The organism is Spirosoma jeollabukense (assembly GCF_054777855.1).
In genome coordinates, this window is record NZ_BAAHAD010000002.1 from 1,169,508 (window position 1) to 1,194,291 (window position 24,784).

21 protein-coding genes are annotated in these 24,784 nt (G+C 49.1%); 6 read left to right on the forward strand and 15 right to left on the reverse strand.

Annotated features, from left to right (window positions below):
• Positions 1–25: 25 nt before the first annotated feature.
• From ACYVEA_RS13230 to ACYVEA_RS13240, 3 genes are all read right to left on the reverse strand, one after another.
• Positions 26–3,256 carry a SusC/RagA family TonB-linked outer membrane protein gene (locus tag ACYVEA_RS13230; RefSeq protein WP_461113900.1) on the reverse strand — a complete coding sequence of 1,077 codons (3,231 nt, stop codon included), beginning with the start codon at positions 3,254–3,256 and terminating at the stop codon, positions 26–28.
• A gap of 93 nt (positions 3,257–3,349) precedes the next feature.
• Entirely contained in the window at positions 3,350–5,074 is a 1,725-nt protein-coding gene (locus ACYVEA_RS13235; RefSeq protein WP_461113901.1) for a tetratricopeptide repeat-containing sensor histidine kinase, read from the reverse strand.
• Positions 5,075–5,156: 82 nt separating this feature from the next.
• Complete coding sequence (locus ACYVEA_RS13240) at positions 5,157–5,804, reverse strand: response regulator (protein WP_461113902.1); 648 nt, start codon at positions 5,802–5,804, stop codon at positions 5,157–5,159.
• 470 nt (positions 5,805–6,274) lie between these two features.
• On the opposite strand from ACYVEA_RS13240, the gene ACYVEA_RS13245 reads away from it, so the two are divergent.
• Positions 6,275–6,787 carry an RNA polymerase sigma factor gene (locus ACYVEA_RS13245; protein ID WP_461113903.1) on the forward strand — a complete coding sequence of 171 codons (513 nt, stop codon included), beginning with the start codon at positions 6,275–6,277 and terminating at the stop codon, positions 6,785–6,787.
• Positions 6,777–7,346: a hypothetical protein gene (locus ACYVEA_RS13250; protein ID WP_461113904.1), complete on the forward strand. Its 570-nt coding sequence runs from the start codon at positions 6,777–6,779 to the stop codon at positions 7,344–7,346. The genes ACYVEA_RS13245 and ACYVEA_RS13250 overlap by 11 nt, the downstream gene beginning before the upstream one ends.
• A 119-nt stretch (positions 7,347–7,465) precedes the next feature.
• Here ACYVEA_RS13250 and ACYVEA_RS13255 read toward each other — a convergent pair whose 3' ends face one another.
• From ACYVEA_RS13255 to ACYVEA_RS13265, 3 genes are all read right to left on the reverse strand, one after another.
• Entirely contained in the window at positions 7,466–8,839 is a 1,374-nt protein-coding gene (locus ACYVEA_RS13255) for an amidohydrolase family protein (RefSeq protein WP_461113905.1), read from the reverse strand.
• A gap of 290 nt (positions 8,840–9,129) precedes the next feature.
• Entirely contained in the window at positions 9,130–10,041 is a 912-nt protein-coding gene (locus ACYVEA_RS13260; protein WP_461113906.1) for a sugar phosphate isomerase/epimerase family protein, read from the reverse strand.
• Between the two features lie 14 nt (positions 10,042–10,055).
• The gene (locus ACYVEA_RS13265) at positions 10,056–11,759 is read right to left on the reverse strand and encodes a GMC oxidoreductase (protein WP_461113907.1); all 1,704 of its coding nucleotides are present in this window, start codon (positions 11,757–11,759) and stop codon (positions 10,056–10,058) included.
• Between the two features lie 173 nt (positions 11,760–11,932).
• Between ACYVEA_RS13265 and ACYVEA_RS13270 the strand changes: the two genes are divergently transcribed.
• Complete coding sequence (locus tag ACYVEA_RS13270; protein ID WP_461113908.1) at positions 11,933–12,592, forward strand: NAD-dependent epimerase/dehydratase family protein; 660 nt, start codon at positions 11,933–11,935, stop codon at positions 12,590–12,592.
• 94 nt (positions 12,593–12,686) lie between these two features.
• Here ACYVEA_RS13270 and ACYVEA_RS13275 read toward each other — a convergent pair whose 3' ends face one another.
• Together ACYVEA_RS13275 and ACYVEA_RS13280 are read right to left on the reverse strand one after the other, a co-directional pair.
• Positions 12,687–13,037 (reverse strand): YciI family protein, encoded by a 351-nt coding sequence (locus tag ACYVEA_RS13275; protein WP_461113909.1) that lies wholly within the window; start codon positions 13,035–13,037, stop codon positions 12,687–12,689.
• 95 nt (positions 13,038–13,132) lie between these two features.
• Positions 13,133–13,906 (reverse strand): AraC family transcriptional regulator, encoded by a 774-nt coding sequence (locus tag ACYVEA_RS13280; RefSeq protein WP_461113910.1) that lies wholly within the window; start codon positions 13,904–13,906, stop codon positions 13,133–13,135.
• A gap of 178 nt (positions 13,907–14,084) precedes the next feature.
• Here ACYVEA_RS13280 and ACYVEA_RS13285 point away from each other — a divergent pair, with 178 nt between their 5' ends.
• Entirely contained in the window at positions 14,085–14,915 is an 831-nt protein-coding gene (locus tag ACYVEA_RS13285) for an energy transducer TonB (protein WP_461113911.1), read from the forward strand.
• An 89-nt stretch (positions 14,916–15,004) separates the two neighbouring features.
• On the opposite strand, the gene ACYVEA_RS13290 is transcribed toward ACYVEA_RS13285, so the two are convergent.
• Both ACYVEA_RS13290 and uvsE read right to left on the reverse strand, forming a co-directional pair.
• Positions 15,005–16,276 (reverse strand): glycosyltransferase family 87 protein, encoded by a 1,272-nt coding sequence (locus ACYVEA_RS13290; RefSeq protein ID WP_461113912.1) that lies wholly within the window; start codon positions 16,274–16,276, stop codon positions 15,005–15,007.
• A gap of 274 nt (positions 16,277–16,550) precedes the next feature.
• On the reverse strand, positions 16,551–17,462 hold the full coding sequence (gene uvsE, locus ACYVEA_RS13295; protein WP_461113913.1) for a UV DNA damage repair endonuclease UvsE: 912 nt from the start codon (positions 17,460–17,462) through the stop codon (positions 16,551–16,553).
• 207 nt (positions 17,463–17,669) lie between these two features.
• On the opposite strand from uvsE, the gene ACYVEA_RS13300 reads away from it, so the two are divergent.
• A complete protein-coding gene (locus tag ACYVEA_RS13300; protein ID WP_461113914.1) occupies positions 17,670–18,395 on the forward strand; it encodes a 3-keto-disaccharide hydrolase in 726 nt (241 codons plus the stop codon).
• A gap of 76 nt (positions 18,396–18,471) precedes the next feature.
• Here the strand turns inward: ACYVEA_RS13300 and ACYVEA_RS13305 are convergent, their stop codons facing one another.
• From ACYVEA_RS13305 to ACYVEA_RS13325, 5 genes are all read right to left on the reverse strand, one after another.
• Positions 18,472–19,593: a hypothetical protein gene (locus tag ACYVEA_RS13305; protein WP_461113915.1), complete on the reverse strand. Its 1,122-nt coding sequence runs from the start codon at positions 19,591–19,593 to the stop codon at positions 18,472–18,474.
• Positions 19,590–20,225 carry an ABC transporter ATP-binding protein gene (locus ACYVEA_RS13310; RefSeq protein ID WP_461113916.1) on the reverse strand — a complete coding sequence of 212 codons (636 nt, stop codon included), beginning with the start codon at positions 20,223–20,225 and terminating at the stop codon, positions 19,590–19,592. Before ACYVEA_RS13310 ends, ACYVEA_RS13305 begins: the two co-directional genes overlap by 4 nt.
• A 217-nt stretch (positions 20,226–20,442) precedes the next feature.
• Positions 20,443–21,216, reverse strand: a complete 774-nt coding sequence (gene xth / locus ACYVEA_RS13315) for an exodeoxyribonuclease III (protein WP_461113917.1) — start codon at positions 21,214–21,216, stop codon at positions 20,443–20,445.
• A 116-nt stretch (positions 21,217–21,332) separates the two neighbouring features.
• Positions 21,333–22,253 carry a helix-turn-helix domain-containing protein gene (locus tag ACYVEA_RS13320; RefSeq protein WP_461113918.1) on the reverse strand — a complete coding sequence of 307 codons (921 nt, stop codon included), beginning with the start codon at positions 22,251–22,253 and terminating at the stop codon, positions 21,333–21,335.
• Between the two features lie 89 nt (positions 22,254–22,342).
• The gene (locus tag ACYVEA_RS13325) at positions 22,343–23,218 is read right to left on the reverse strand and encodes an SDR family NAD(P)-dependent oxidoreductase (RefSeq protein ID WP_461113919.1); all 876 of its coding nucleotides are present in this window, start codon (positions 23,216–23,218) and stop codon (positions 22,343–22,345) included.
• 341 nt (positions 23,219–23,559) lie between these two features.
• Between ACYVEA_RS13325 and ACYVEA_RS13330 the strand changes: the two genes are divergently transcribed.
• The gene (locus tag ACYVEA_RS13330; RefSeq protein ID WP_461113920.1) at positions 23,560–24,156 is read left to right on the forward strand and encodes an NADPH-dependent F420 reductase; all 597 of its coding nucleotides are present in this window, start codon (positions 23,560–23,562) and stop codon (positions 24,154–24,156) included.
• Positions 24,157–24,784: the final 628 nt, after the last annotated feature.

The following is a 24,784-nucleotide window of genomic DNA, read 5'->3' on the forward strand; positions in this document are numbered from 1 at the left end:
TTAGGGGTTGGGGGTAAGTTTAATTTTAGAATTGCAGATTAGCACCTATCGTGAACGTACGTGGGTTTGGATAGTGGCCGGTGTCTACATTCATCAGTTTGATACTGTTGTTAAAAGCGCCGATTTCAGGGTCGTAGCCCGAGTAATTGGTGAATGTTTTCAGGTTCTGAATCGTCCCGTAAATCCGCAGGTTCGATACGTGCACTTTGCTCACCAGCGTTTTTGGCAGTCGGTAACCCAGTGTAATATTCTGAATACGCCAGTAGGATGCGTCCTCAACGTAGCGGTCCGACATGGCCGTGTTGTTCTTATTCGTATTGGTAAACCGGGGCAAGGCGCCGTTCGGGTTGGCGTCGGTATAGCGATCCGTTACGGTGTTTAGCTGGTTGGTGTAGGCATTATTGAGCCCCTCCAACTGCCAGCGCAGAAAGTTGAACGCTTTGGCCCCCTGGCTGCCCTGTAGGAACAACGAGAAATCGAAGTCGCCATAATTGAGGGTATTCGTAAAGCCCCAGCTGAATTTCGGCAATGGACTACCAATGAACGTATAATCCTGCGCGTCAATCTTGCCATCGCCATTGATATCCTTAAAGCGAACATCACCCAGCCAGGTTTCGGTCTGGTTCACCTTGTAGCCAAACTGCGGGAGACTGGCGTCCAGCTCGGCCTGCGTACGGAATAAACCATCCGTTTTTAATCCCCAGAATGAACCCACCGGACTGCCGGGCGTGGTGTGCGTAATCAGGTAGTTGTTGTAATACACCTTACCATCCAGTGCCGAGGCCGCACTCGCTGCCTTATCGTAGCGATTAGTGAATTGCGTAACCACGACGTTTGACTTCCAGCTTAATTTATCGTTTTTGATGTTCGTGGTTGTCAGGCCAATGTCGACACCCGTGTTGGTCATCTGGCCGGCATTACCCAGGGGAGCTTTCAAATCGTCCCACTGGTCGCCCACGCCAATCAGATTGGGGCCGGTCAGGAAAATGATCATATCGGACGTCACTTTCTTATAGACATCAATCGTCGCGTCAATACGTCCGTTAAAGAAGCCCAGATCAACCCCGGCGTTGGCCGTTTTGACGGACTCCCATTTCAGGTCCGGGTTGGGAATGCCGTTGATCATATTCGATGAGCCGAAACCCACCGGGCCGGAGAAGAATTGCACCGCGCCAACGTAGGCTGGATTGGGCGCCCCACCGGGGAAGTTCTGGTTACCAACCACACCGTATCCTACCCGTAATTTGGCGTAACTCAGGACATTGGCGATGGGCCCTTTCATGAATTTCTCGTTCGAGATCGTCCAGCCAGCCGAAACGCCCGGGAAGTAGCCCCAGCGGTTATTTGGGCCAAAGTTCGACGAACCGTCCGTTCGGAAACTAGCCGACAGCGAGTATCGATCATCATACGTATAGTTGGCCCGGGCAAAATAAGACTCCATGGCCCACTGGCCTTTGCCCCCGCCCAGGCCCCAGGTAGTTTGATCGGCACTACCCGTGTTGAGGTCGAAAATATTGGCCTGCAAATCCACTTTGGTTCCCGAGATAGACTGATAATACGAGTTTTGTACCTGATGGCCTACTGTTGCCTGAATCCCATGTTTGCTGAGGTTTTTGTTGTAACTCAGGTAATTGGTGAGCGACCAGTAATAGCTGTCCGAACGGGAGTCAATCAATTTGCTGCGAAACGACGTACTACCAACGTTACCTGCCTTTTGGAAGGCAACGTTGTTGTCCTGCCCCAGCGAGTAAGAGAGTTCGTTCCGAAGCGACAGGTCCTTCGTGAACTGCAACTCGGCGTACAGGCTACCGAAAATATTGTTCGAGGTTTTGGTATTACCCCGGAACTGGCTGTTGCCGACCAGGTTTGACCCATTATACTGGACGCCCCCCACTGTTTGGCCACCGCCCCAGGTTCCGTCAATATTTTTCACCGGCGTCAGTGGGCTGGTCGAAGCGCCCCACCAGATGGTTCCTTCGGCGGCATCGGCCAGCGATACGTTCTGGATACTACGTGATACGTTGGCGCTAATCCCCACTTTGGCCCAGCTTTTCAACTGGGTATCCAGGCTGAAACGAGACGCATACCGTTTAAAATCCGATCCCAGCAATATGCCTTTGTTATCGAAATAATTGAGCGAGAGGTAATAGGTCGTCCGGTCTTTACCGCCCGAAAAACTCAGCTGGTGATTGTTTATTTTGCCATGCTGGAACATAGCCTCCTGCCAATCGGTACCGTTGCCCAACAGATCGGGGTTTTTAAACTCATCGGCTACAGGGTTGCCAATGATCGGCAGGACTTCGTTCTGGTACCGGGCAAAATCCGGTAACTTCATCAGATCCAGCCGCCGGGCTACTTCCGAAACGCCCGTATACATTTCATAGTTGATCTTGCCTTCGCCTGATTTGCCTTTTTTGGTGGTGACCAGAATGACCCCGTTGGCCGCCTGTGAGCCATAAATAGCCTGGGCTGAGGCATCTTTCAATACGTCGATGCTCTCGATGTCGTTCGGGTTCAGCATGGCCATCACGCTATTACCCGTCTGACCATCTCCCCCGCCCAGGCCGGCATAGCCCGTGCTATTCGACGTATTGCCGCCTACAAACGGCACCCCGTCGATGACAAACAAGGGGTCATTACTATTGATCGACGTAACGCCACGCACTTTAACCGAGACGCCACCACCGGGCTGTCCACCATTGCTGGTGACGGTTACCCCGGCGGCTTTTCCCTGAAGTAGCTGATCGATACCAGCCGCCGGAATGTCTTTTAAATCAGCTGCTTTCACCGTCGTGATCGACGACGTAACATCCGACCGTTTGGCGGTGCCGTAGCCGATCCGAACGACCACCTCATCCAGCGACTGGTCGGCCGTTTGGAGCGTAATGTTCAGATTGGTTCGCGCACCCACCTCAACTTCCTGCGTTTTCATGCCGATAAAGGAAATCACCAGCACTTTCGCTCCGGCTGGCATATTGATCGAGAACCGGCCTTCTACATCGGTTGTGGTTCCCGCCGTGGTGCCTTTGACCGATACGGTTGCGCCCGGTAGCGTATTTCCTTTTTCGTCAGACACCACCCCCTTGATCAGCGCCTTTGTATCGGCTAGTGAATTGGTGCTGGCTGTTGCCGATTTTATGGTTGCCAGTGCAGGCGGGTTTTTGGCCATAGCTGCACGAGTACTGGCTTGCTCCTGTGCCTGGACAACTATCCAGCTACTCAGGAAGAAAGCCCCCGAAAGCACATGTTTAATCATGAAAAATTGAGAGTTAATTTAAACAATAGACTTAGTAGATAATTCTGATTATACCAGACAGGCTGACTGATTTTCAGTCGGACGTACTGGTACTTAACTGATGACTGGTGTAGCTTTAAGTAACTTCTGCATGGGCAGCGAAATCATGACAGAGGTGCCTTTCCCGGCTTCACTCTGCCACATAACCTGCCCGCCCAGGTAAGCAATGCGTGATTTAATATTGGCGATGCCATTGCCTTTTGGCGGTATATTCTCGAAATCTGCCCCCCGCCCATCATCATCGACGCTGATCAATGTAGTTTCGTCGCTGGTCATGATTTGCACCGTAATCGTCTGAGCATGGGCGTGTTTAAGGGCGTTATTCAATAACTCCTGTACAACCCGGTAGATCATAACAGAGGCTTCGTCGCCCAGCTCTGGAACTTCACCGTAATGTTCCAGAATCAGGTTGGTCTGATTAACCAGATTAAGCTTTTGTACCAAGTCTTCCAGGGCTGGCATAAGGCCAAACGTAGATAATGCATAGGGCCGCAAATCATTGGAAATCAGCCGGGTTTCAGTACAGGCTTCATCTAAAAACTGGTTCAAAGGTTCTTTCACTGACAAGGGCAATTGTTCCTGATGTGCCTCAACGAACAGCTTGATTCTGGATAGCTGAATACCCAGGCCATCATGCAGGTCACGGGCAATGCGGCTCCGTTCGCCTTCCTGCCCCTCAATCATGGCCCGCAGCGATTTTAGCTCTAATTGCCGAATCTGTTGCCGGGCAATAACCGTTTCCTGATGCGCGATCAACTTTTGCTGGCGTCGCAGAAATACCAAAGCTCCTACGCCTAACACGCTGATCAGCAGGCCAATCGCCAGCATGGAATTCAGTACGTGCTGGTTGTGGCTTTGCTCTTCAATCAGTTGTTTCTCAACGGCCAGGGTTTTTATCTGACTATCAAGCTCCTGTAATCGAATGCTTTTCGTCTGCTCCGACGTGTAAAACTGGTTCGTGAAATCAAGTGCCTTTAACGAGGCTGCATACGCGTTTTTATTATCACCCATTCGGGAGTAGCTATCGGCCATATGTCGGGATAATTCCCGTAACATAGACAGGTTATGCTCTGCTTCAGCCAGGTCAAAACTCTTCTGATAGTTTGCAATCGCTTCCGCCGAATGATTGCGGAACTGTTCGACGATGCCTAGGTAAAAGTAATTCAGGGCAATGAGCCACTTAACGTTCAACTGACGCGACATAGCCAGACTCTTCGTAGCGAAATAATCGGCTGAATCAGGTTTCTTGACGCGTGAATAGGTATTGGCCAGCAGATTCATGGCATAAGCCTGTGAATACGCCTGTTTGTATTGGCTGCTCAATCGCTCGGTTTCGCGCAGTTGAGTCAGCAGATCGGCGGGCATTGGCTCTTTATTCTGAGCGATATTGGCCAATCCCAGTCGGCATTCGATGACTTTAGGGATAGTATGGGTTCGCTCAAAATATTGTTGGGCTTTCCGCAGGTACTTCTCCGCATACGACTGCATGAAGTAATCATGCGTGTAGTAATCACCAATAACGATGTGCTCATTATAATACCCCAAAGAATCGCCCATCAGGCTGTAATATTTTAAGCCATTCAGGTAGGAGTCCATGGTGTATTTATTGTACCCATAGTGCTGGTGGTACAGTCCGCCTAACCGATCGTATGCATTTGCCGCCTTTCCATATTTTTTGTCTTGAATAAACTGCCTAATTTCCTGTTTTAACGTATCAATTGCCCCAGACTCCGATGAAGCCTTTACCGGTTGAACGCCACTGTATGTATTAAAAAGCAAAAAAATAGTTAACCACCATGTTGAACACACGGGTAAAGTAGAACATGGCTTTCGTAACGTAGTTATCACAGCTAAGCGTCTATCAATCAATATACTGCATTTCCATGGCACTCTTGATTAGCAAGGCCGTGTTCGGAACGCCGAACTTCAGCAGTAAACTACTGCGGTGAAATTCGACGGCTTTGGCACTTACAAACAATTGAGTGGCCATTTGCTGTGTTGTGAGACCCTGAGCGATGAGTGTCAGCACTTCTGATTCGCGGGGTGTCAGGTTCGGCTTGACACCAACTCCAGCTGTCGATTTGCGCGTCTTCGGGCCATCATTCAGCAGAATGTGCATGATAATGTCATTGAAATATTGCTTCTCATGGTATACCGTCTGGATCGCCTGTAATAGCTCATTCTTCGTTGTATTCTTCAACAAATAACCTTTAGCGCCTTTTTTTACGACTCGTTTAATCAGACTCGCATCATCGTGCATGGTTAGGGCTACCACTTTTGTGTTGGGATAGGTACGGGTTATGTGTTCGCAAAGGCCCAGGCCATCGTCGACTTGTGGAAATGAAATATCCAGTAACACCACATCGACAGTCGTCTGACTCAAGCGTTCTATAACCGATTTGACCGTATAACAGCGCTCGGTTACTTTAATATCCGGCGCTCCTGTAATAAGCGATTCGATGCCCTCAACAAAAACATTATGGTCATCCGCTATTAGTACTCGTATCATTAAAAAACGCTTTTGTTAGGTGCAGAAACACCGCTTTGGCATCTTGCCTTATTGAAAAATAACCAGCTGAAAATTCAATAGGTTCGTGCCCTGATCTTGTTAAATAGAATTTTGTTTGGCAAAAATAGGACTATTGGGTAGGTATGTAGAATAGTGAAAACCCAACGCTGTCGAAATTTAGGGAAAACCCTAGATAGGGGTTTAGGAGGTGGAAAATCAGCTGGTTACTACGTTAGCAGACCTCAAAAAACAACTGGAGCAACTGATCGAACTAACGAAACAACAGGCTGACGGGTTTCAACGATTTCCGGAGACTGCCGGGTAATTTTAAACCGCAGTCGCTTAGTCGAATCCGGGCCTATCGCGCGGGTAAATAGTATTAACAGTCTGCCAATCGTTCCGCTCAAAAAATTCGTCCGCGTGTAAGAATTCAGTCTCTGTTGAGTACTAATAGACTAAATAGCGGGCTCATGAGTGAAATCGAACAGAATCATATTTTTGACACGTGGCTTAGCCGCTATAAGTCGCTCATGTTTAAAGTCGTGCGCGCTTATGCTGTAACTGCCATGGATCAGGACGATCTTTTCCAGGAGATCATTATTCAGGTATGGCGCTCCATTCCCGCGTTCAGACAACAATCGTCCAATACCACCTGGATCTATCGTATAGCGCTCAATACGGCCTTGAAATGGGTGAGTAAAGAGCGGAAACATACGGAAGCTCAGGAAACGCTCGACAACGTACAGGCTATTTTACAAGAAACCAAAGTTCAGATTGACGAACGCCTGACATGGCTCTACGAGGAAATTTACAAATTCGATGAAGTCGATCGCTCCATTACGCTCTTGCTGCTGGATGGGTTCAGCTACAAAGAGATGGCTACGATCGTTGGTATCTCGGAATCAAATGTTGGGGTGAAAATCAATCGAATTAAAAAACAGCTTATCACGAAATCTAAACAACAGGACCACTATGGAATTTGACGAACTGCAAAAAATCTGGGATTCCCAAACTCATGAGTCACGCTGGGTTATTAATGAAACGGCCTTACACAAGCGCATTCTGGTGAAGAAGGAAAAGGTAAGCCATATCGCCAATTTTAGCGAGTTACTCTTGGTGGCAGTGAATATGGGCGCTGGAAGCCTTGTGCTCGGACTGAATTATTTTAATCCGCCGACAAACCTGTCGTTGTACCTCATGTCGGCCTGGATGCTCGGGACCGCTTTGTATGTGCTGGTGAGTCGGATTCGCCGACTAAAAAGTGGCGATACATTTGATCGTTCGCTGCTCGGCGAACTCAACCATGCGATATCAATGGCCACCTACCAGGTTCGTCTGTCCCAATTAATGCGATGGAACATAGTACCGATTGGCCTCCTGAGTCTGCTGGGCTTTTGGGAAAGCGGGAAATCGGTTTGGCTATCACTGTGTCTACTGATCTTTTTTGGTATCACTTATTTTGCCAGCGGCTGGGAACACCGCCTGTATAGCGTAAAAAAACGTGAGCTGGAAGCACTTAAAGTAAAGCTGGAGCAGGAATAGATTTGCCGTCAATTTTTACGCAGGTGAATGGAGGCATCTGTATGGACAGATTTACCGAATGAACAGGATTTTAGGCGTAAATAACTGAAGGCTAAAACCCTGTTCATCCTCTCGAAAAATCATTGCTTCTCCAGTTTTTTAAGTTCCTTTTGGATGTAATCTTTTGATAGCCAGTTGGTGCCAATCATCACACCCTCAATATTTTTGGTTTGGGTGATGTCCTTTAACGGGTTACCACTGAGCAAGACCAGATCGGATACGTTACCCGTCTTGATCGTGCCGGAATCCGGTTTTTTTAGGTACGATGCTACGTTAACCGTGCCCGTACGTAGTGTTTCGTAAGGCGTCAATCCGGCGTCGACCATGTACTTCATTTCGTGATGAATGGAGAAGCCAGGTACGTTGAATATTTGGGGTGCATCGGAGCCCAGCAACAGCTCAACGCCATTTTTCTGACAGGCTAAAATCAACTTCCGGCGAATCTGAATCAGTTTTTCGGCATGTTCTTTCGAGAAATTCGGGTTGTCGAGATAGCCCTTTTTTGTGTTCTCCCAGCCCTTCACCTGCTCGGGTTTCATGTATTTCATCTCCGGATCGTTCGTAAACGCATCGGCCGGCAGGGGCGAAAGCCAGCGCTCGGCTAGTGCCTGCGTAGGCACCACGCGGATATGCTTTTCGCGTAATCCGTTCACTAATTTAGGGATCTGGCTTTCATCAGCCCGGTAGGCAATCCAGGAAGCAAATAAGCCCGTTTCCGGCTCCGCCAGCGTATCGGATCGCGGCACAAGGGCCTCAACGAAGCCGTCTAAATGATCGATGGAGGAATAGCCCGCATCAATTGCCCGCCAGACGCCCACATTAAACGATACGTGCCCCACGAACGGAATGCCCACTTCGTTAGCAGTTTTGGCAATGGCCGGGAAGGTTTCTTTCGTAAGACCGGGGTGTAATTTCAGGTAGTCGTAACCAGCCGCTTTCTGTTCGCGTACCATCTCGGCACCGCGTTCCGCCGTCTTTACGGTTTGTCCATTGAACGATGGACCCGTTGCGTAGAAATGTGGGCCGAGAATTTCACCGCTGTTAATTTTACTACGCAGTTCCAGATGTCTTGGATGGCCGAGCATCCCCCGAATGGTCGTGATGCCGTTCGCCAGGTACAGGATCAACACCTCTTTCATCGGCTCGATATCGTCGATGGGTGGCACGTGCGCGTGGATTTCGGCCCAGCCGGGTGTCAGGAATTTGCCCTTTGCATCGACCACCAACGCGTCTTTACCATATTTCACGTTCCCATCGGTACCGAGCGCGGTTATTTTACCGTCTTTCACGACAACCGTTTGATTTTCAAGGACCCGCTCCTGGTCCATCGGAATTACATTAACCGATTTGAAGACAATGTCCCGCTGGCGATTGCTGACCAGATCCTGGGCCAGTAGCGGGATGCAGGGTGCCAGGAGCAGGGTTAAGTATAGTGCAAAAAAGAGGCCTCGCATAGGATTGACTGGTTTAGTCACTGGAAATAAGCGGATTGAAAGACAATATAGGTAAAGAAACTTTTGTCTTAGAGAGTGTCTAAAAACATTCCTTTAGGTCTGTAAATCTCCTTTTCATCAGGCTGTTTCACCCCTAAATCCCCTAAAGGGGACTTTACTCATCGTTAAACCAAGTCCCCTTTAGGGGATTTAGGGGTGAAACAGCTTAAAAACTAATTTTTAGACAGTCCCTTAAGGCTAATTGATTTTGTCATGCATCGGCACCGGCTGCGTCAGCATGACAAAATCAATTAAAAATACGCCTTCATGGCAGTCGGGTAGTTAGGAATTGCCACGTCTGGATCTTCAATTTCGGGATGCCAGAGTTTCTCCCATTCAAAACTGTAATACCCACCATAGCCCCCGGCTTTGAGGGCATCGATCGCTTCGCGAAGAGGAGCCTCACCTTTGCCAAGTAGAACGTACTGATGGGCATCGCCCACGATTCGGACGTCTTTCACATGCACATGCCGGATGTGGGTATGCAATTTTTCGTAGACCGTTTTAGGGGCTTCCTTCGCATCGACCCACATGTTGACGATATCCCAGATCAACCCAACGTTTGGATGACTGGCCGATTGAAAAATCTGGACCAGCAGGTCACTTCGGGTAAGTTCGCCGTGTGATTCGAGCAACACCGTGACCGATTTATCTTTGGCGTATTTGCCTAACTCCAGTAAGCCCTCACTGATGAGTTGAAGCGTTTTCTCCCGGGGTTGATCGGGCGGGAGCTGATCGGGAAATACCCGCACGTACGGGCAGTTGAGTTGCTGCGCCAGGTCGATAAATCGCCGGGCACCGTCCAGATGTTGAGCTCGTTTTTGCACATCAGCGTGATGCAATTGGGCAGACGAACCTAAATTGCAGATACGTATGCCTTGACTCGCAAACCGGTCGCGTGTCTCCTTTGCCCGGGCCGCCGTACTAAATTCCAGACATTTGATCAAGTCCAATTCCCCCTGCAACCCTCGAAACTCGACACCTTGATAGCCACTTTTAACAGCGGTTTTCAGAATCGTGTCCATATCCCATTTAGGACAGCCAAGGGTCGAAAAAGAGAGTTGAGGTTTCTTTGTATCGAAACCCATTACGGGTCCCAGCATCGCAGTTGCCAATCCCGCAACCGTAGTTTTTAGGGCAGATCGACGCGTCAGTAAGGGCATAAAAAGTAGGTCGATTATAGATTTCGAGCTTTCAATTGTCGGACGGCATAATCGGCGGCTCTAGCCGTTAACGCCATGTAAGTCAGCGATGGATTCTGGGTCGAGGTGGAGGTCATGCAGGCACCATCAGTCACGAATACATTGGTACAGGTATGAAGCTGATTCCACTTGTTGAGCAACGACGTTTTTGGGTCGCGACCCATCCGGACGCCACCCATTTCGTGATTTTCACTGCCCGGAATTCGCCCGGTATCGATCTGTTTTATATCCGTGAAACCGGCCCGCTCATACATCTCTGTTAACTGTTCGAAGAAATCACGTAGCATTTTCTCGTCGTTCTCATCATAGGCCACCGACACGCTCAATTGCGGAATCCCCCAGGGATCTTTCAGCGTCGGGTCAAGCCGAACCGTGCTGATCTCTTTGGGGATGGTTTCGCCCATCATACTCGACTGCACCGACCAGGGGCCAAGTGTGTTGCTTGTCAGACGTCTTTTCAAATCAGCACCTAAGCCACTCTGGTCGGCTTGCGAAGATCGACCCGCTGAGAATGTAGCGGCGTAGCCCCGCAGAAAGTCGGTCTCCTGGTGAATCACATTCCGGAATCGGGGCAGATAGCTGCTGTTGGGTCGTCGCCCCGAAGTAGTGGTGTCGGCAAAACCGGCATACTGGCCTGCAACACGCCCCCGGTAGCTGTGAAACGCGATGAATTTACCCAGTAAGCCATGGTCATTGCCCAGTCCATTCGGGAATCGACTGGAAGTGGAATTGAGTAAAATCTTATTGGTGTTCAGGGCCGATGCGTTGAGAAACAACACACGAGCGTAGTATTCAGTCATCTGTTTGGTATGCGCGTCGATCACCCGCACACCCGTGGCTTTCGCTTTTACAGGATCATAAATAATGGAATGCACGACCGAATCGGGACGTAGCGTAAGCTTGCCGGTTTTCAAAGCCCAGGGAATGGTAGACGCATTGCTGCTGTAATAGCCTCCAAACGGACATCCCCGCTCGCATAGCGTCCGATGCTGGCAGCGAGCCCGACCCTGTTTGGTATGAATGGGATTCGGTTGGGTCAGGTGAGCGGCCCGGCCCATAATAACCGGTCGGTCGGGATAATGCTGCCCCATTTTCTGTTTGAAATACGTCTCTACACAGCTCATTTCATGAGGTGGCAAAAACTCGCCATCGGGCAGCGTGGACAGCCCATCGCGGTTGCCCGAAATCCCGACAAACCGCTCCACATGGCTGTACCAGGGCGCCAGGTCGACGTAGCGAATGGGCCAGTCTACGGCGAAACCATCGCGGGCGGGGCCGCTGAAATCAAAGTCACTCCAGCGCTGGGTTTGCCGTCCCCACAGGAGCGACCGCCCACCCACCTGATAGCCCTGAATCCAGTCGAAGGGCTTTTCCTGCACATAGGGATGGTCGCTGTCGCTGGCGTAGAACAGTGAACTTCCTTCGTTGAACGCATAATTCCGGCTAGCCACCGAGTAGGCTTGTTTCGTCTGAAGCGATACCTCCCCCCGGTGTTCAAACTCCCAGGGATTCAGCATCGCCGTGGGGTAGTCTGTTACGTGCTGCACGTTACGTCCCCGATCGAGAAGCAGTGTTCGCAGGCCCTTATCCGTCAATTCTTTAGCCGCCCATCCTCCACTGATCCCCGATCCGACCACAATCGCATCGAAGTTGTGGTTATCTATGTTTGTATTCGCCATGACGTTACGTAAACCTTTTTGTTTTCAGGGCTCAGACGGGAACAAAAACAAGTGTCTGGCTGGTATGTAAACTACTTATTTGGGCTAATTTGGATGGTGTCGGTCAACCCGGTACATTTATTCAGTTCAAAAAGGCGGTCATTCGTCGTGGCTACCTATCCAGTACGTATTCCATGAAAATCAAAACGATAATAACCGGCGCTACCGGAATGGTGGGCGAAGGTGTCTTGCTCGAATGCCTGAATCATCCTGATGTTGAGCAGGTACTGGTCATCAACCGAAAACCGGGGGGCGTATCGCACCCTAAACTAAGAGAAATCATTCACGGAGATTTCTTTAACCTGGCTCCCATTGAACCGCAACTGACGGGTTACAATGCCTGTTTTTTCTGTCTGGGTGTATCGTCAGTGGGTATGAGTGACGAGGAGTATAAGCGCCTGACATATGACCTTACCCTGAACGTAGCCAATACGCTGGCAAAACTGAGTCCAGACATGACATTTACTTACGTTTCTGGCGCGGGCACCGATAGTACCGAAAAGGGGCGGCTGGCGTGGGCACGGGTGAAAGGCGCTACCGAGAATGCGCTGATGCGCCTATTCAAAAATGCCTATATGTTCCGGCCAGGCTTTTTGAAAGCGGTTCCGGGCCAGAAAAACGTGAAGAGTTATTACCGATATCTGGCCTGGCTATACCCCATTGGCCGTGCCCTTTACCCGGCTGGCTTTTCCACCTTGCATGAGCTAGGGCTGGCAATGATCAAAACGGCAACGCAGGGTTACGAAAAACGAATCCTGGAAGTGAAAGACTACGTGACGTTAGCAAATCGGTAGTACTGGGACTACCCCTGGTCATTTTTTTGCCCGGCCGCACCAGCGTACCAGTGCGGCCGGGCAAAAAATACTACGTTATTGGTAACAACTTTAACTAGGTTGCCGAAAACGGACTGGGCTGCGCTTCTCTAATCTCAACGGTACCGCCAAAATTGAGGGGTGGACATAACTTTGCCATGTCCACGGCGGCCTCCATATCAACGGCTGTTACGCGAATAATGCTTACCACTCTGAAATCAGCATCAGCCACAAATCCCTGATTTACTTCGCGTTCCGGCCCTGAAATCAGGACGCCAGGCTTGGTTATGAGGCTACTTCCCGCAAAAACGCCCTGGTTTTTCCAATCCTGAATCAGCTTACCCCAGCTTTCTGTATTTAGCTTTTGTTGCGCGGGTGTTAAGCTATTTTGCATACCGAACCTCACCAAAAAGATGTACTCGTTCATGATCGTCATAGTTCTGTTTTTGGTCAAACACTACCGGATTGACTATCACAAAACTAGGCTGATGAGAACGCTGATAATTGTAAAAAATCACTGATTTACCAGTACGGTCCTCCCTTGAAGAAAAGGTGCGGCACCTCGCCGGTGAACATCTTGAAGTCTTTTATAAAATGAGCCTGATCGAAGTATCCGGCCTTGTAGGCGGTCTCAGTTAAACGTTGAGTGGGAGAATGCTGATGAATAAGCGTCCGTAGTCGAACAATCGTAGAAAACTGTTTGGGCGATGTTCCCACGGCGCGCCGGAAACGCTTTTCAAAAGGGTCCCGGCTGATGGAGAAAGCCGTTATTAAATCATTTATTCGGATAGCGCCGTTAGCAAGCTGAATCTGCTGAATGGCTTTCGCAATGAGTTTATCGTTCTGCTGTTCGTTCAGTCTTGCCAGCAGAAATCGGTCTACCAGTTTGATACGTTGCTGATTATCAGTGGCTTCAGCTAACTGCTCTTCCAGTTCGCTCACAAACCGGCGCTGTATAAACTCATCAAGTGACACACTAACGCCAAACAGTTCGTGCAGTGATTCGTTGAAAAACGCTGCGGCACCTCCTTCGGTAAAGACAACCAGCAACGTAGCGGTTTCCCTGGCATAGTCAATCAAACGGAGTGAGCTACGTAGCCCGGTAACTACGGATACCGGCAAGTATGTTTTATCCTGTCCATCTCCGTAACTCACAATCCCCTTATAGCGAAACGCCAGCACAATCGACGTATCGGGCAGGATTCGATTGATCATACCCTGTTCACTATCAATGACTATGAACGCCTTAACGTATGGCCTTAATTGCTCAGTGGGAAGAAAACGCTCCAGTTTCATGTTCGTATAAGGGATCGATAATCAGCAGCGGCACTAGGTGAACAGGGAACAGATTTGGTCTGCGTTTAATTCTGAGAAGACGTTGATACCCTAGATAAAGGACAGGTTCCCGTCAACTGATTTTGTGGAATTTAGGCACCGTGAACATCCTTGCGTTACAAACCAAACCCACAAGCTCATGCTTCACGTCAACGCTCCAGAGACCGTCGCGCTCTCCTACGACGAGATTATTTTTCAGAACCGCAACCGGGCTTACGGTGCGTTCGTATTACGTCAGCAATACCGGTCAATTATCACCCGTGCCGTAGGATTGGGCATCGGTTTGTTCCTGGCCGCGCTGGCCGCTCCCACGCTTTACGCCCGGTTCTGGCCTGAAAATTTAGTGAATAGCGAGCTGTCCATGAAAGAGGTAACGCTGACAAAGCTTGCCGAGCCCCCCGCTGAAAAACCCCTTATCATCCCACCTGCGGAGCAGGCACCAGCCGTCAATACAGTGCGCAACTTGCCGCTCGTTGTGATGCCCGAAGCCGATGTAGTCGAAGAAACGTTGCCGCCTACGGTAGAGGATTTTAAGGAGGCTACGTCCGGTACCGAAACCGCCGAAGGTACGGGTGATGTGGAAGTGATTGCGGCCCCGGAAACAAAAGCCCCAACGGTACAGGAAAAAGCGCTTGAAATCGAGTCCAAAGCTGAAACTGAATTTGTGATTGTCGAGCAACAACCTGAATTTCCCGGCGGCATGGAGGCCTTACGAATCTTTCTGGGTAACAATCTACACTACCCACGGGCAGCGGCTTCAGCCGGTGTCTCAGGCCGGGTTTATGTTAGCTTCGTGGTTAACACAGACGGCAGCCTGACCGATTTACAGGTATTGAAAGGGATTGGCTTTGGCTGCGATGAAGAGGCCATCCGGGTCATGCAAAAGATGCCCCGATGGAAACCCGGTAAGCAGTCAGGCCGGGCCGTTCGGGTGAAATTTAATTTGCCCATTTCGTTTGCGCTGGAATAGGAGAACGGTACGTTCGATACCGGAGGCAAGTAGACCTTTCCAAAAAACGTGTACAAATTAAGTCATGGATTAACACGGATTGACAGGCATCAGCTAACATACAGTAGTTTCGATCGGAGCTTGGTTGCGCTACAGAGGGCGAGTAACAGGCATAACCCTACCGTTGAAATACTAAGGATCCGAAAGTGCTGTAATACATCATACGCATACCGACCCAACAAATCGCTTGAGATAAAAGGCGTAAAAATCAGCGCATTCAGACTAAACACGGTCAGCAGGGTAAACCTATTACTTTCCCTTATTTTAAACATGATCAGCAGGTAATAGAGCAAGTAAATGATGGCTGGCAGGATGTAGAGGAAAGCATACTTTTGTTGATGCGGAAAGAGTAAAGGGGTAATCAGGAACAGGTAGGCACACTCCCAAATCGTCTGAAGTTTATCCGTGTTTCGTTTGAAAGGCAGACTTCGCAGGAAAAATAAGGTGGCCAGGGCAAAAACAAGCCGGATGAGATTGGTAATTAGAACGGCCTGCGTAGGTGACAGATCAACAAAATTTCGCTTTATGTCGATTTTGTTATGCGTCTCGGTTAAATAGACCGGTATCAAACTGACCAGGCTGTGGGTGCCCAGATCTGATTCCAGGGCGTTTTCTTTGTTAGCTGGATTAATTACGACCCACCATTCCTGTAAGAGGAACGTATTGGACTGATTGCCAATAAATAAAGCGGGAATGAACAGGAATAAGCCGAAAAAAAATACCGTAGACAGGAAGCCTTTCAAGTAGCCGCGATACAGTAAATAAGGCAGGAATAAGATCGGTAAAAGTTTGGTTGTACAAGCGAATCCTAACAATAGGCCACCTGTTATAAACTGCCGTTTCTCAACTAGGGCCAAGCTCTCCAGGGTTGCCCACATGAGAAATATGGTCATCTGGATCATCGAATAGTTGTACAGCAAGAAACGAATCGCCAGGAAGAGCGTGAGAAAAATCCACCCGTTAAGCTGCTTCTGGCTTAAAACCGTCAACTCAAAATACCGACTCGCAAGCACCCAGGTTCTGTACAAAAGGAAAGTTGACAGCAACAACCAGGCGAATTCAGGGATGACAAAGGGCAGATAACTGAATGGAATGAGCAGAAGGGCGAAGAAAGGCGAGTAATAATACTGGAGCCCTTTGATAAACGGTGGTCGATAAATGTTTTGATGGGATGCCATTTTTTGAGCTGCATTCAGAAAGACATCGAAATCGCCCCCTTTGACTGCGCATAGCAGGCAGTACGCAATGATGACAGCTAGTAAGAAGTACTGAACAATCGAGTATTTTTTATTTTGGCTTACCTGGGAACTGGTTATGGGCATAACGTACTGGTTTACTGAGTACTATGAATCAACGGTTGTTATTGTCTTGGGCATTGTTTTTGAATGTAAGAAAAATTAGGCAATAGAGCCTGCGAAATTGTCTTTCAGGTGATTCTTCCGGCACTGGATCAACCCTGATTCCGGAAGAGGTTTCCTGGCTCAATATTCCCCATACGCCCCCCGGGGGATGTGAGCGCCCCGGCCCGTAGCAGGCCAGGGTATTGGCTACTCACAGATGACGATTGGAACTTCGGCAAAAAATGCTCCAGCTAAATCAATCCTGAGTGACTGATTTAGAAAGATCACTTCGCAGACGCATAATTGCTTTCTCTTTCATCTTGCATTCAAAAACGATGTCCACCTCTTTGCCATACGTGTTCACCGGCGAGTAGAGCCAATCGGCATGCGCTTCGCGCCGGGCCTTAGGATCTTCGCGTTCCTGCCGTGAATCAGAGAAGTGAAACACGGGTCGCACGTCCCAGGTAGCATAGGCGGTCAGGAAGGCTTCTTCTTCGGTTTGCGTACCAGGGTTGAGGGAGTGATGAAAGTAATCAAAGACAATCGGTATACCGGTACGTTCGTAAATCAGTACCAGATCGGCCACCGTGTATAGGCTCGGACGATCATCGTTCTCAACGGTTAGTCGGGCGCGAAGATTTTCGGAGAGTAAGTTAAACTGCTGAGCAAAACGGGCCATCGTTGCCATTTTATCGCCATACGTACCCCCCACGTGGATGTTGATCTTGTTCCAGTGTGAGGGGGGTAACCCCATCAGATCAAACACTTCTGATTGATACTCGAGGTCTTTTATGGTATTGGCGAGTACGTTTCCCTGACCAGCCAATTGATTGAACGGACCCGGATGCGTCGTTAAACGGATGGGGCGGCTGCCAATTTCTTCGAGTGTTGCCCGGATGTCGGAAAAATCAGGCAGATCCGCCAGTCGGTATTCGGAGGCCCAGGGAAATATATCCGATGATATGCGGAATAACCGGATACCGTTTTGAAGGTTCCAGTCCACGATAGTTAATAAATCCTGTACGTTTTTCAGGGCAAGCTCGGAGGCATACGCAAGGCCCCGCTCGGTAAACGTCTTGCGAATCATGCCCCGAGTCGTCGTGATTTTGTCGGCCTGAAGACTTAAATTAATGCAGGCGTATCCAACATTTGAAGGTGTAAGCGTCATACTACGTTAACTAACTCATACCTCATCCGGTTATCTTTTGCTACCTTGTGGTCAACCCGTATCTTGTTATGTATGGCTGACCCATGCGGGCTAAGAACAGGGTGGGTGTGTTCCCAGACTCAAAGCGGCATAGTAAGTCCAGGGCTAATAGCGCTTTGCTGATGAAACAAGTTCTCCCGATTTATATCACTTTAAATCCGACTGCAAATGTTCGTTAAAATTGCCGCCTTTTGTTTAATCATCTTTCTAGCCTGTTCGCCTGGACAGGCGCAACCCCTCAATACCTTATCGGTCCAGGAAAAGAAAGAAGGCTGGAAGTTGCTCTTTGATGGGCGTGATCTGAAAGGCTGGCACCGATATAATGGGAAAGGTGTTCCCACAACCTGGAAAATAGAACAGGGCGTGCTGCATCTGGATGTTCCCCCGACGGCAACGACACCCCGCGACGCAGGCGATTTAGTGACCGATGCGCTCGTTTCGGGTGATTTTGAGTTTAAAGCAGAGTTCAAAATCGAAAAGTATACCAATAGCGGGTTCTTTTTCTTTGTAGACGAAAGTGCTCAGCACAAAAAAATTTATGATACCGGCCTTGAGGTTCAGGTGGGAGATGATGCCCTCTATCAAAAAGAATCGGCTCATCCGCACAGCTCCGGCGATCTGTTTGGGCTGGCCGATGTCCGTATGCAGGAGGCTAAGCCCCTTGGAAGCTGGAACCAGCTGGTAGTGAGTCTGAAAAAGAACAAACTGATGGTCGCCATAAACGGCTTCACCGTTCAGGAACACGACCTCACCAGTGCCGACTGGAAGCAACGTATGGCCGCCAGTAAGCTCAAAGACGCCCCCGTCGGGAAAGGAAAGTTCAGCGGACGGATTGGGTTGCAGGACTGGAATACCAATGTCTGGTACCGAAACATCAAATTACGGCCGCTCTGATGACCGCCAGGCACCAGTTCCTGGATCAGGCATTCGCAAAGTGGTGGAGGCCCGAAAACAAACGACTATCCCTATTCTAAAGCCTGTATCGATTGCGATAGAGAAGTACCCAGGCCGCCACCGCATCACCAACGGCAAGCAGTTCGGTAAAGCCAAACAGAATGACTAAGAGAAAAACCGTGAACAGACCGAATACCACTCGTAAATAATACGTCATCCGTTGGCCCAGGCCGTAGAGAAGAGCACGAAATAATAACGTTACACTTAGCAGCAGACAGGCACCAACCAGGCCTTTGCTGAACTCGCCAACAACCAGAAACCATACGATCTCGGGTAGTAACAGTAAACTGTATAAAGCAGCTTGCTGACCATACAACTGCCAGGGATTGTAGGGGAAGTTGCGAGCGAAACGCAGGTAGAATAGTTCGAATTCGCTCGATTGATAGATGAGTATGACATGCGTCAACGCACTACATAAACTCATAACCCCCACCAGTCGTACATCCGTGTGGGACGCTGGAAATACACTGTAAATAAGCGCGATACTAAGCCACGAGGCTACTTTGGCCAGGGCATAGGTGACGCGTTTGCTGCTGGCAATTTCGTATAAAAACAGACTGAAAAGCGGTTTGGGCCAGCTTCGTAGCCTGGCTGATCCCGCTACGTTAACTGGTTCGTGTACCGTAGTATTAAGTAGTCGTGTATAGTACGAAGCCGTAAATAAAATAAGAGCTAGCAGGTAAACGGGAATCAATAACGGAATGATCCAGTGCCCGAACGTGAACCCAATGGTCATGGCAAATAGACCCAGGACAATAATGGGTAATGATATGACAAGCTGCACGAATGACCAGGACTGAATCTGGCGCGCCTGACTCAACGCATTACTGCTGTAAAACAAAAATTGAACATCCACGCCTTTCAATCGTCCGGCAACGTATTGCCAGCTTTTCACACTGTACAGGAGGCAGACGCTACCCAGAAACACCACACCCAGCGGCTCGCTGACCGTCGTGATGACTAATTTCAGGGCATTCTGGATAATTTGTTCCTGAGTCAGGTGGGTTTGATTCAGGACACTGGTATAAAAGAAGTTGATAAAAATAACGATAAACAGGGATAGCAGAAAGCCGGTATGTTCCTGATAAAAACCGTTGGCCACTACTTTAAGAAGTACTCGGGTCAGGGGTCTTTTCATGAGTTATGCCGTATCGTGGTATGCTCAACGAGTATTTCACGCACGGTTGGCAGAAGGGCTCCATCGAACGGTTGATGCGACGATAACAAAACGATCGTCTCCTGCTGGAGGCAGTGTCTGGCAATCCATGAATACAGAATAGGAAGGGATTCGACGTCAAGGGTTGTCAGTGGCTCATCGAGCAGGACGCAGGTAGGCTGCCCCAGAAAAGCCAGCACCAGGGAAAGTTTTTTTAGCATGCCACTCGAATAGGTACTGACTGGCTCGTCCACATAAGCCGTCATCTGCATACTTTCCAGATAAAAATCCTCCTGATGGGCAGGGGCGTTCTTCGCGACCTTAAACAACTGAATAAGCTCGGTTCCAGTTAGAAATTCGGGGAATACAGGCTCAGCTTCGGCAAAATTGACGACCCTCCGATAGGCTTCTGACTGTTTTTTTAGGTTTAATCGGTCATTCAGGATAATATCGCCTTCGAACGAAGTGATGCCAGCTAGTGCTTTCAACAGCGTACTCTTCCCCGATCCGTTGCTGCCTCGGACCCAGGAAATGCCCGGTGTGATCGAAAAGGTATTGATTTGAAGAACAACCTGAGTGTTGTAGGCTTTTCTGAAATTTTTGATTTGAAGCATTTAAAAAGAAGAGACCATCTGCTGGTACGTCCTGCAAATAAAATCACATTAAACCGGTTTTTATACTGTTCGCTCAGATGATCGGAAAGGAAACGACTGTCGGCTTTGAGCCGGTTGATTTACGTTCGGAGCTGACGCCCGCTACTCACGAAGGGTAAACGTCTGAGCAGTAGATTTTTAATAGGGGTGAAAAACGGTATTCCGCTGGTTCCGAAAATTATATGGACAGCCTAATCCAGGTTGGTGCATGATCGCTGGTTTTTTCCCAGCCTCTAACGTATCGGTCAACGCCAGCTTCAACCAGGTAGTCAGCAAGGCCCGTATTCACCAGTAAATGATCAATGCGCAAACCGGCATTCCGCTGGTAGGCATTACCAAAATAATCCCAATACGTGTAAATCCGCTGACTAGGGTTCAGTTTCCGAATGGAGTCGATCCAGCCTGCCTCAAGTAGTGTTGAGTATGCCGCTCGCGATTCAGGGCGAAACAGGGCATCATTTACCCACCGATCCGGATTAGAGGCATCCAGCGCCGTAGGAATGACATTAAAATCACCCGCTAAAATGGTGGGTATGTTCGCTTCCAGGAGCGAAGTGGCATGGGTTATAAATCGGTCGAACCAACTCAGTTTATAGTCAAATTTTGGCCCCGGCACCGGATTGCCATTGGGCAAATAAAGGCAGCCAATCAATACTCCGTTTACCATAGCTTCCAGATAGCGGCTTTGCTCGTCCTGATCATTACCCGGCAGGGTGCTACGTGTTTCCTGTAGCTCGATGCCCCGCGCAAGAATAGCCACCCCGTTCCAGCTTTTCTGCCCTTTCCAGATGGCGCCGTACCCCGCATCCTGAATAGCTTGTTGGGGGAATTTATCCTGGGGTGCTTTTAATTCCTGTAGACAGACGACATCGGGCGTGGTTTCGGTTAGCCACCTTAGGAGAACAGGTAATCGGGCGTTTATGCCATTCACATTATAGGTGGCTATTGTCATGAGTTACGTCTGTTTTACGGGCTAAAAATAAGGTTGGACAACAAACAGCTAGGAAACCGTACGCCACAGATTGAGGTTGACACGTAGTACATTTATATAGGCGGCATCGAATCTACTCAATTAAACGTCCGTCTGAAGGCCTGTGGCGACAGAAGCGTTTTGGTTTTAAAGAGTTTACTAAACGATTGGGAATGCTCAAAGCCCAGCGTATACGCTACTTCACTGACGGATAAATTGGTGGTGGATAAGATCTCTTTTGCTTTCTCGATGAGCTTAGCATGCACATACTGCTGCGCATTCTGGCCGATCAAAGACCGCAACATGTCACTCAGGTAACTTGGGGAAAGGTTGACCTGTTCGGCCAGGTAATGAACCGTCGGCAGGCCCTGGTTTAAGGATTTCTCATCATTAAAATAAGTCTCTACAACCTCTTCCAGCTTTTGTAACAGATCATTGTTAATGGCTTTGCGGGTAATGAACTGACGTTTGTAATACCGATTGGCGTAGTTGAGTAACAACTCTATCTGGGCTATGATAACATCCTGGCTGGAGTCGTCGATTCGGCTGAACAGTTCATGGTCGATCATTTTGAAGATATCAATGATGGTTACCTTTTCCTCTTCCGAAAGGTGCAACGTCTCATGGGTGGAATACGAGAAGAAGCCATACTGCTTAATGGTTCTGGCCAGGGGGTATCCTAAAAAGAAATCCGGATGAATGAGTAATGTATACGCCGAACAGGCGGTGGCCTCGTTGTCGTGGCTGCCAATTAGTTGACCTGGCGAAGCGAATAACAAGCCCCCTTCGTCAAAGTCATAATAATGCTGGCCGTATTTTAATTTACCGTTCAGTTTTGGTTTGTACGCTATTTTATAAAACCCCAGCACATGGTAGGGGGGAAGCCTGAGCCCGTCGACCTGAGAGTGGGGGCCGTTGATCAGACTGACTAACGGATGCCGAGGGGTCGGCAAACCAAACGCCCGGTGCGCATCGGTTAGCGATTCGATTTTATAAGGGCTGTTTTCTTCTTTTTTCATGGCGCAGTACAAAAAATGATAACCGATAGGTAAACGATTATCGGTTATCATGGATGCCTTATTAAACGATTTTCCAGCTTCGGGGTTCCCTAGCTGGCTTGCCCTTGGGCCGAATTGGAAACATCTTCCCACGCTTCCCAGGTGGCTAACCGCTCTGTATAGGCCGTGCGTACCCAAGGCAAATTATGACTGCCTAAAAAGAACCGTAAAGGGGGATTTTCGGCATCAACTACTTTAAAGAGCGCTGCCGGGGTTGCAGCCGGATCACCTCGTTCCAGGGTTCTAAGCTCGCTGAAAAAGTTCGCTTTATACGCAGCGTAGATGTCGAGGCCCTGGGCGAATTTCAACGATTCCGGACTGCCGAATTCGGTGGCGTAGGCGCCCGGTTCGATGATGGTTACGTTAATGCCAAAGGGCTTGATCTCGGCGGCCAGACTTTCGTGAATCGCTTCGAATGCCCATTTTGTCGAACAATAGTAACCGATTACCGGCAGTGTCACATGGCCCAGGTTGCTGGATGTGCCCAGGATATGACCGCTACCCTGCTTTCGCAGCAGCGGCAGGGCCGCCTGAATGACAGAAACCGGACCCAGCACATTCGTTTCGTAAACGGCACGAATATCCTCCGCGCTGGCTTCTTCAATGGTGCCAACCAGCGAATACCCGGCATTATTGAGAACGATATCAAGTCGGCCGAAATGAGCATGTGCCTGTTCGACGACTGTCTTTACCTGGTCGGGATTGGTCACGTCGAGCTCCAGGGTTAGCACGTTGTCGCCGAATTGATCCGCCAGTTCCTCCAGGCTGGCCAGCTTGCGGGCAGTGGCCACTACTTTATCGCCCCGCTCGAGCGCGGCCTGAGCCCAAACGCGTCCAAACCCCCGTGAAGCGCCCGTGATAAACCAGACTTTAGTCGCTGTAGCCTGAGCCGAACTGGCACCTGATAGTTTATTTTGTTGTATCATGATTTATTGATTTATGATACGGCAAAGGTCAGCAGGTGGTAGACGTCGTTTGTAGGCATATTGCGGGGATTTGTAGTCGAAATGAGGAACCGCAACGGGGCTACGTTCGACCATCACTGATTGGCTAATCCCGGAATTCAGGCAATCATCTAGTGGGCGAAAGCCCAAAATAGACTCTATTAGGATTTTTCAACGGTAACTACTGGGAAATTATGCAGGAGACGTTGCTGAAAGTTGAAACTGAACAAAAATTATTGTGTTGTCTGGGTGTCAGGTTTTTAAACGGCAGGCACCCTGTCGATACCAAATCTGTGTCAACTCAATTTTAACCATCAAAACTCATGAAAATTGGAATTATCGGCGCTGGTGGCATTGGCTTAGCCTTTGCCAAACACGCAGCCAGAGCGGGATACGACGTGCTTCTTAGCAACAGTCGTGGTCCAGAATCATTAGTGAGTGCCGTCGAACAACTGGGGAGTAACACAAAAGCAGTTACTACAGAGGAAGCGGCTCAGGCAGATGTCGTTTTTATTTCGCTTCCCTGGACCAAGCTGGAAGAGGCAGTAGCCGGATGGCCTTCGTTTGACGGCCGTATCGTCATTGACCCCATGAATGCGTTCACGCCCGATTTTAAACTCGTTGATCTTCAGGGGAAAACGTCCAGCGAAGTGGTGTCCAGCTGGCTACCGGGTGCTAAAGTCGTGAAGGCATTCAATACGTTACCGGTAGCTCTTCTGGAAGCTGATCCGCACGAAGCCGGTGGGAGTCGCGTAATTGCTTATTCGGGTGATGATGCCGATGCCAAAAAAGCGGTTGGTGAATTGATTACCAAAATGGGTTTTGCAGGTCTTGATCTGGGTGGCCTGATTACTGGCGGAACACTACAATCGTTTGCCACTGGCCCTTTCCCAATGCTTAATCTGATCAAGCTGGGTTAATGTATTTAGCCGTTGAGCCTGCTTCTTGTTCGGATCACCTTTCGTGTTCGGCGTAGTCTCTGACTACGCCGTTGTGTTATCCGGTCTCCGACCGGTATGTGTTGACGTGGTTTTTATCGCATACCGGTCGGAGACCGGATAACGCGACGACCTAGTCAGAGACTACGCCGAACGTGTGATCAACTTTCGTGTTCGACGTAATCATAGACTACGCTGAAGGCGTGGTACTAAACGTAGAAATCGAAACGTTTTTTTGACTTCTCTCCATTCGCTCAACTTACGGAATTAACTTTTAACGTAGCGTTGATTATGTTTACAGAAATTTCGCCTGAATGGCTAAAGGCCAAATAAACGTTCTCCGCCTTACTTAATCAGAATAAATCAATGAATCGAATTTTATTGCGTATTGCTGCTTTTTGTACCCGTACTTACGAATGCGCGAACCCCGGACTCTACCTGGTTCAGAAACAATTACACGAAACGGGAACAATATATTCCGATGCGGGATGGCACTAAACTGGTTACCGCCATTTATTTGCCTAACGACAAAATAGCTACAGTATGGGTGTGTAGGATGTAGCCAGTTAACCTGTTCGCGAGTGATCACGTCAGGCGATGCCACAGGCCA

Excerpts from the sequence above, each read along its gene's own strand:
- ACYVEA_RS13230 (WP_461113900.1), bottom strand. The coding sequence starts at position 3,256 with ATGATTAAACATGTGCTTTCGGGGGCTTTCTTCCTGAGTAGCTGGATA.
- ACYVEA_RS13240 (WP_461113902.1), bottom strand. The coding sequence starts at position 5,804 with ATGATACGAGTACTAATAGCGGATGACCATAATGTTTTTGTTGAGGGC.
- ACYVEA_RS13245 (WP_461113903.1), top strand. The coding sequence starts at position 6,275 with ATGAGTGAAATCGAACAGAATCATATTTTTGACACGTGGCTTAGCCGC.
- ACYVEA_RS13250 (WP_461113904.1), top strand. The coding sequence starts at position 6,777 with ATGGAATTTGACGAACTGCAAAAAATCTGGGATTCCCAAACTCATGAG.
- ACYVEA_RS13255 (WP_461113905.1), bottom strand. The coding sequence starts at position 8,839 with ATGCGAGGCCTCTTTTTTGCACTATACTTAACCCTGCTCCTGGCACCC.
- ACYVEA_RS13260 (WP_461113906.1), bottom strand. The coding sequence starts at position 10,041 with ATGCCCTTACTGACGCGTCGATCTGCCCTAAAAACTACGGTTGCGGGA.
- ACYVEA_RS13265 (WP_461113907.1), bottom strand. The coding sequence starts at position 11,759 with ATGGCGAATACAAACATAGATAACCACAACTTCGATGCGATTGTGGTC.
- ACYVEA_RS13270 (WP_461113908.1), top strand. The coding sequence starts at position 11,933 with ATGAAAATCAAAACGATAATAACCGGCGCTACCGGAATGGTGGGCGAA.
- ACYVEA_RS13275 (WP_461113909.1), bottom strand. The coding sequence starts at position 13,037 with ATGAACGAGTACATCTTTTTGGTGAGGTTCGGTATGCAAAATAGCTTA.
- ACYVEA_RS13280 (WP_461113910.1), bottom strand. The coding sequence starts at position 13,906 with ATGAAACTGGAGCGTTTTCTTCCCACTGAGCAATTAAGGCCATACGTT.
- ACYVEA_RS13285 (WP_461113911.1), top strand. The coding sequence starts at position 14,085 with ATGCTTCACGTCAACGCTCCAGAGACCGTCGCGCTCTCCTACGACGAG.
- ACYVEA_RS13290 (WP_461113912.1), bottom strand. The coding sequence starts at position 16,276 with ATGCCCATAACCAGTTCCCAGGTAAGCCAAAATAAAAAATACTCGATT.
- uvsE (WP_461113913.1), bottom strand. The coding sequence starts at position 17,462 with ATGACGCTTACACCTTCAAATGTTGGATACGCCTGCATTAATTTAAGT.
- ACYVEA_RS13300 (WP_461113914.1), top strand. The coding sequence starts at position 17,670 with ATGTTCGTTAAAATTGCCGCCTTTTGTTTAATCATCTTTCTAGCCTGT.
- ACYVEA_RS13305 (WP_461113915.1), bottom strand. The coding sequence starts at position 19,593 with ATGAAAAGACCCCTGACCCGAGTACTTCTTAAAGTAGTGGCCAACGGT.
- ACYVEA_RS13310 (WP_461113916.1), bottom strand. The coding sequence starts at position 20,225 with ATGCTTCAAATCAAAAATTTCAGAAAAGCCTACAACACTCAGGTTGTT.
- xth (WP_461113917.1), bottom strand. The coding sequence starts at position 21,216 with ATGACAATAGCCACCTATAATGTGAATGGCATAAACGCCCGATTACCT.
- ACYVEA_RS13320 (WP_461113918.1), bottom strand. The coding sequence starts at position 22,253 with ATGAAAAAAGAAGAAAACAGCCCTTATAAAATCGAATCGCTAACCGAT.
- ACYVEA_RS13325 (WP_461113919.1), bottom strand. The coding sequence starts at position 23,218 with ATGATACAACAAAATAAACTATCAGGTGCCAGTTCGGCTCAGGCTACA.
- ACYVEA_RS13330 (WP_461113920.1), top strand. The coding sequence starts at position 23,560 with ATGAAAATTGGAATTATCGGCGCTGGTGGCATTGGCTTAGCCTTTGCC.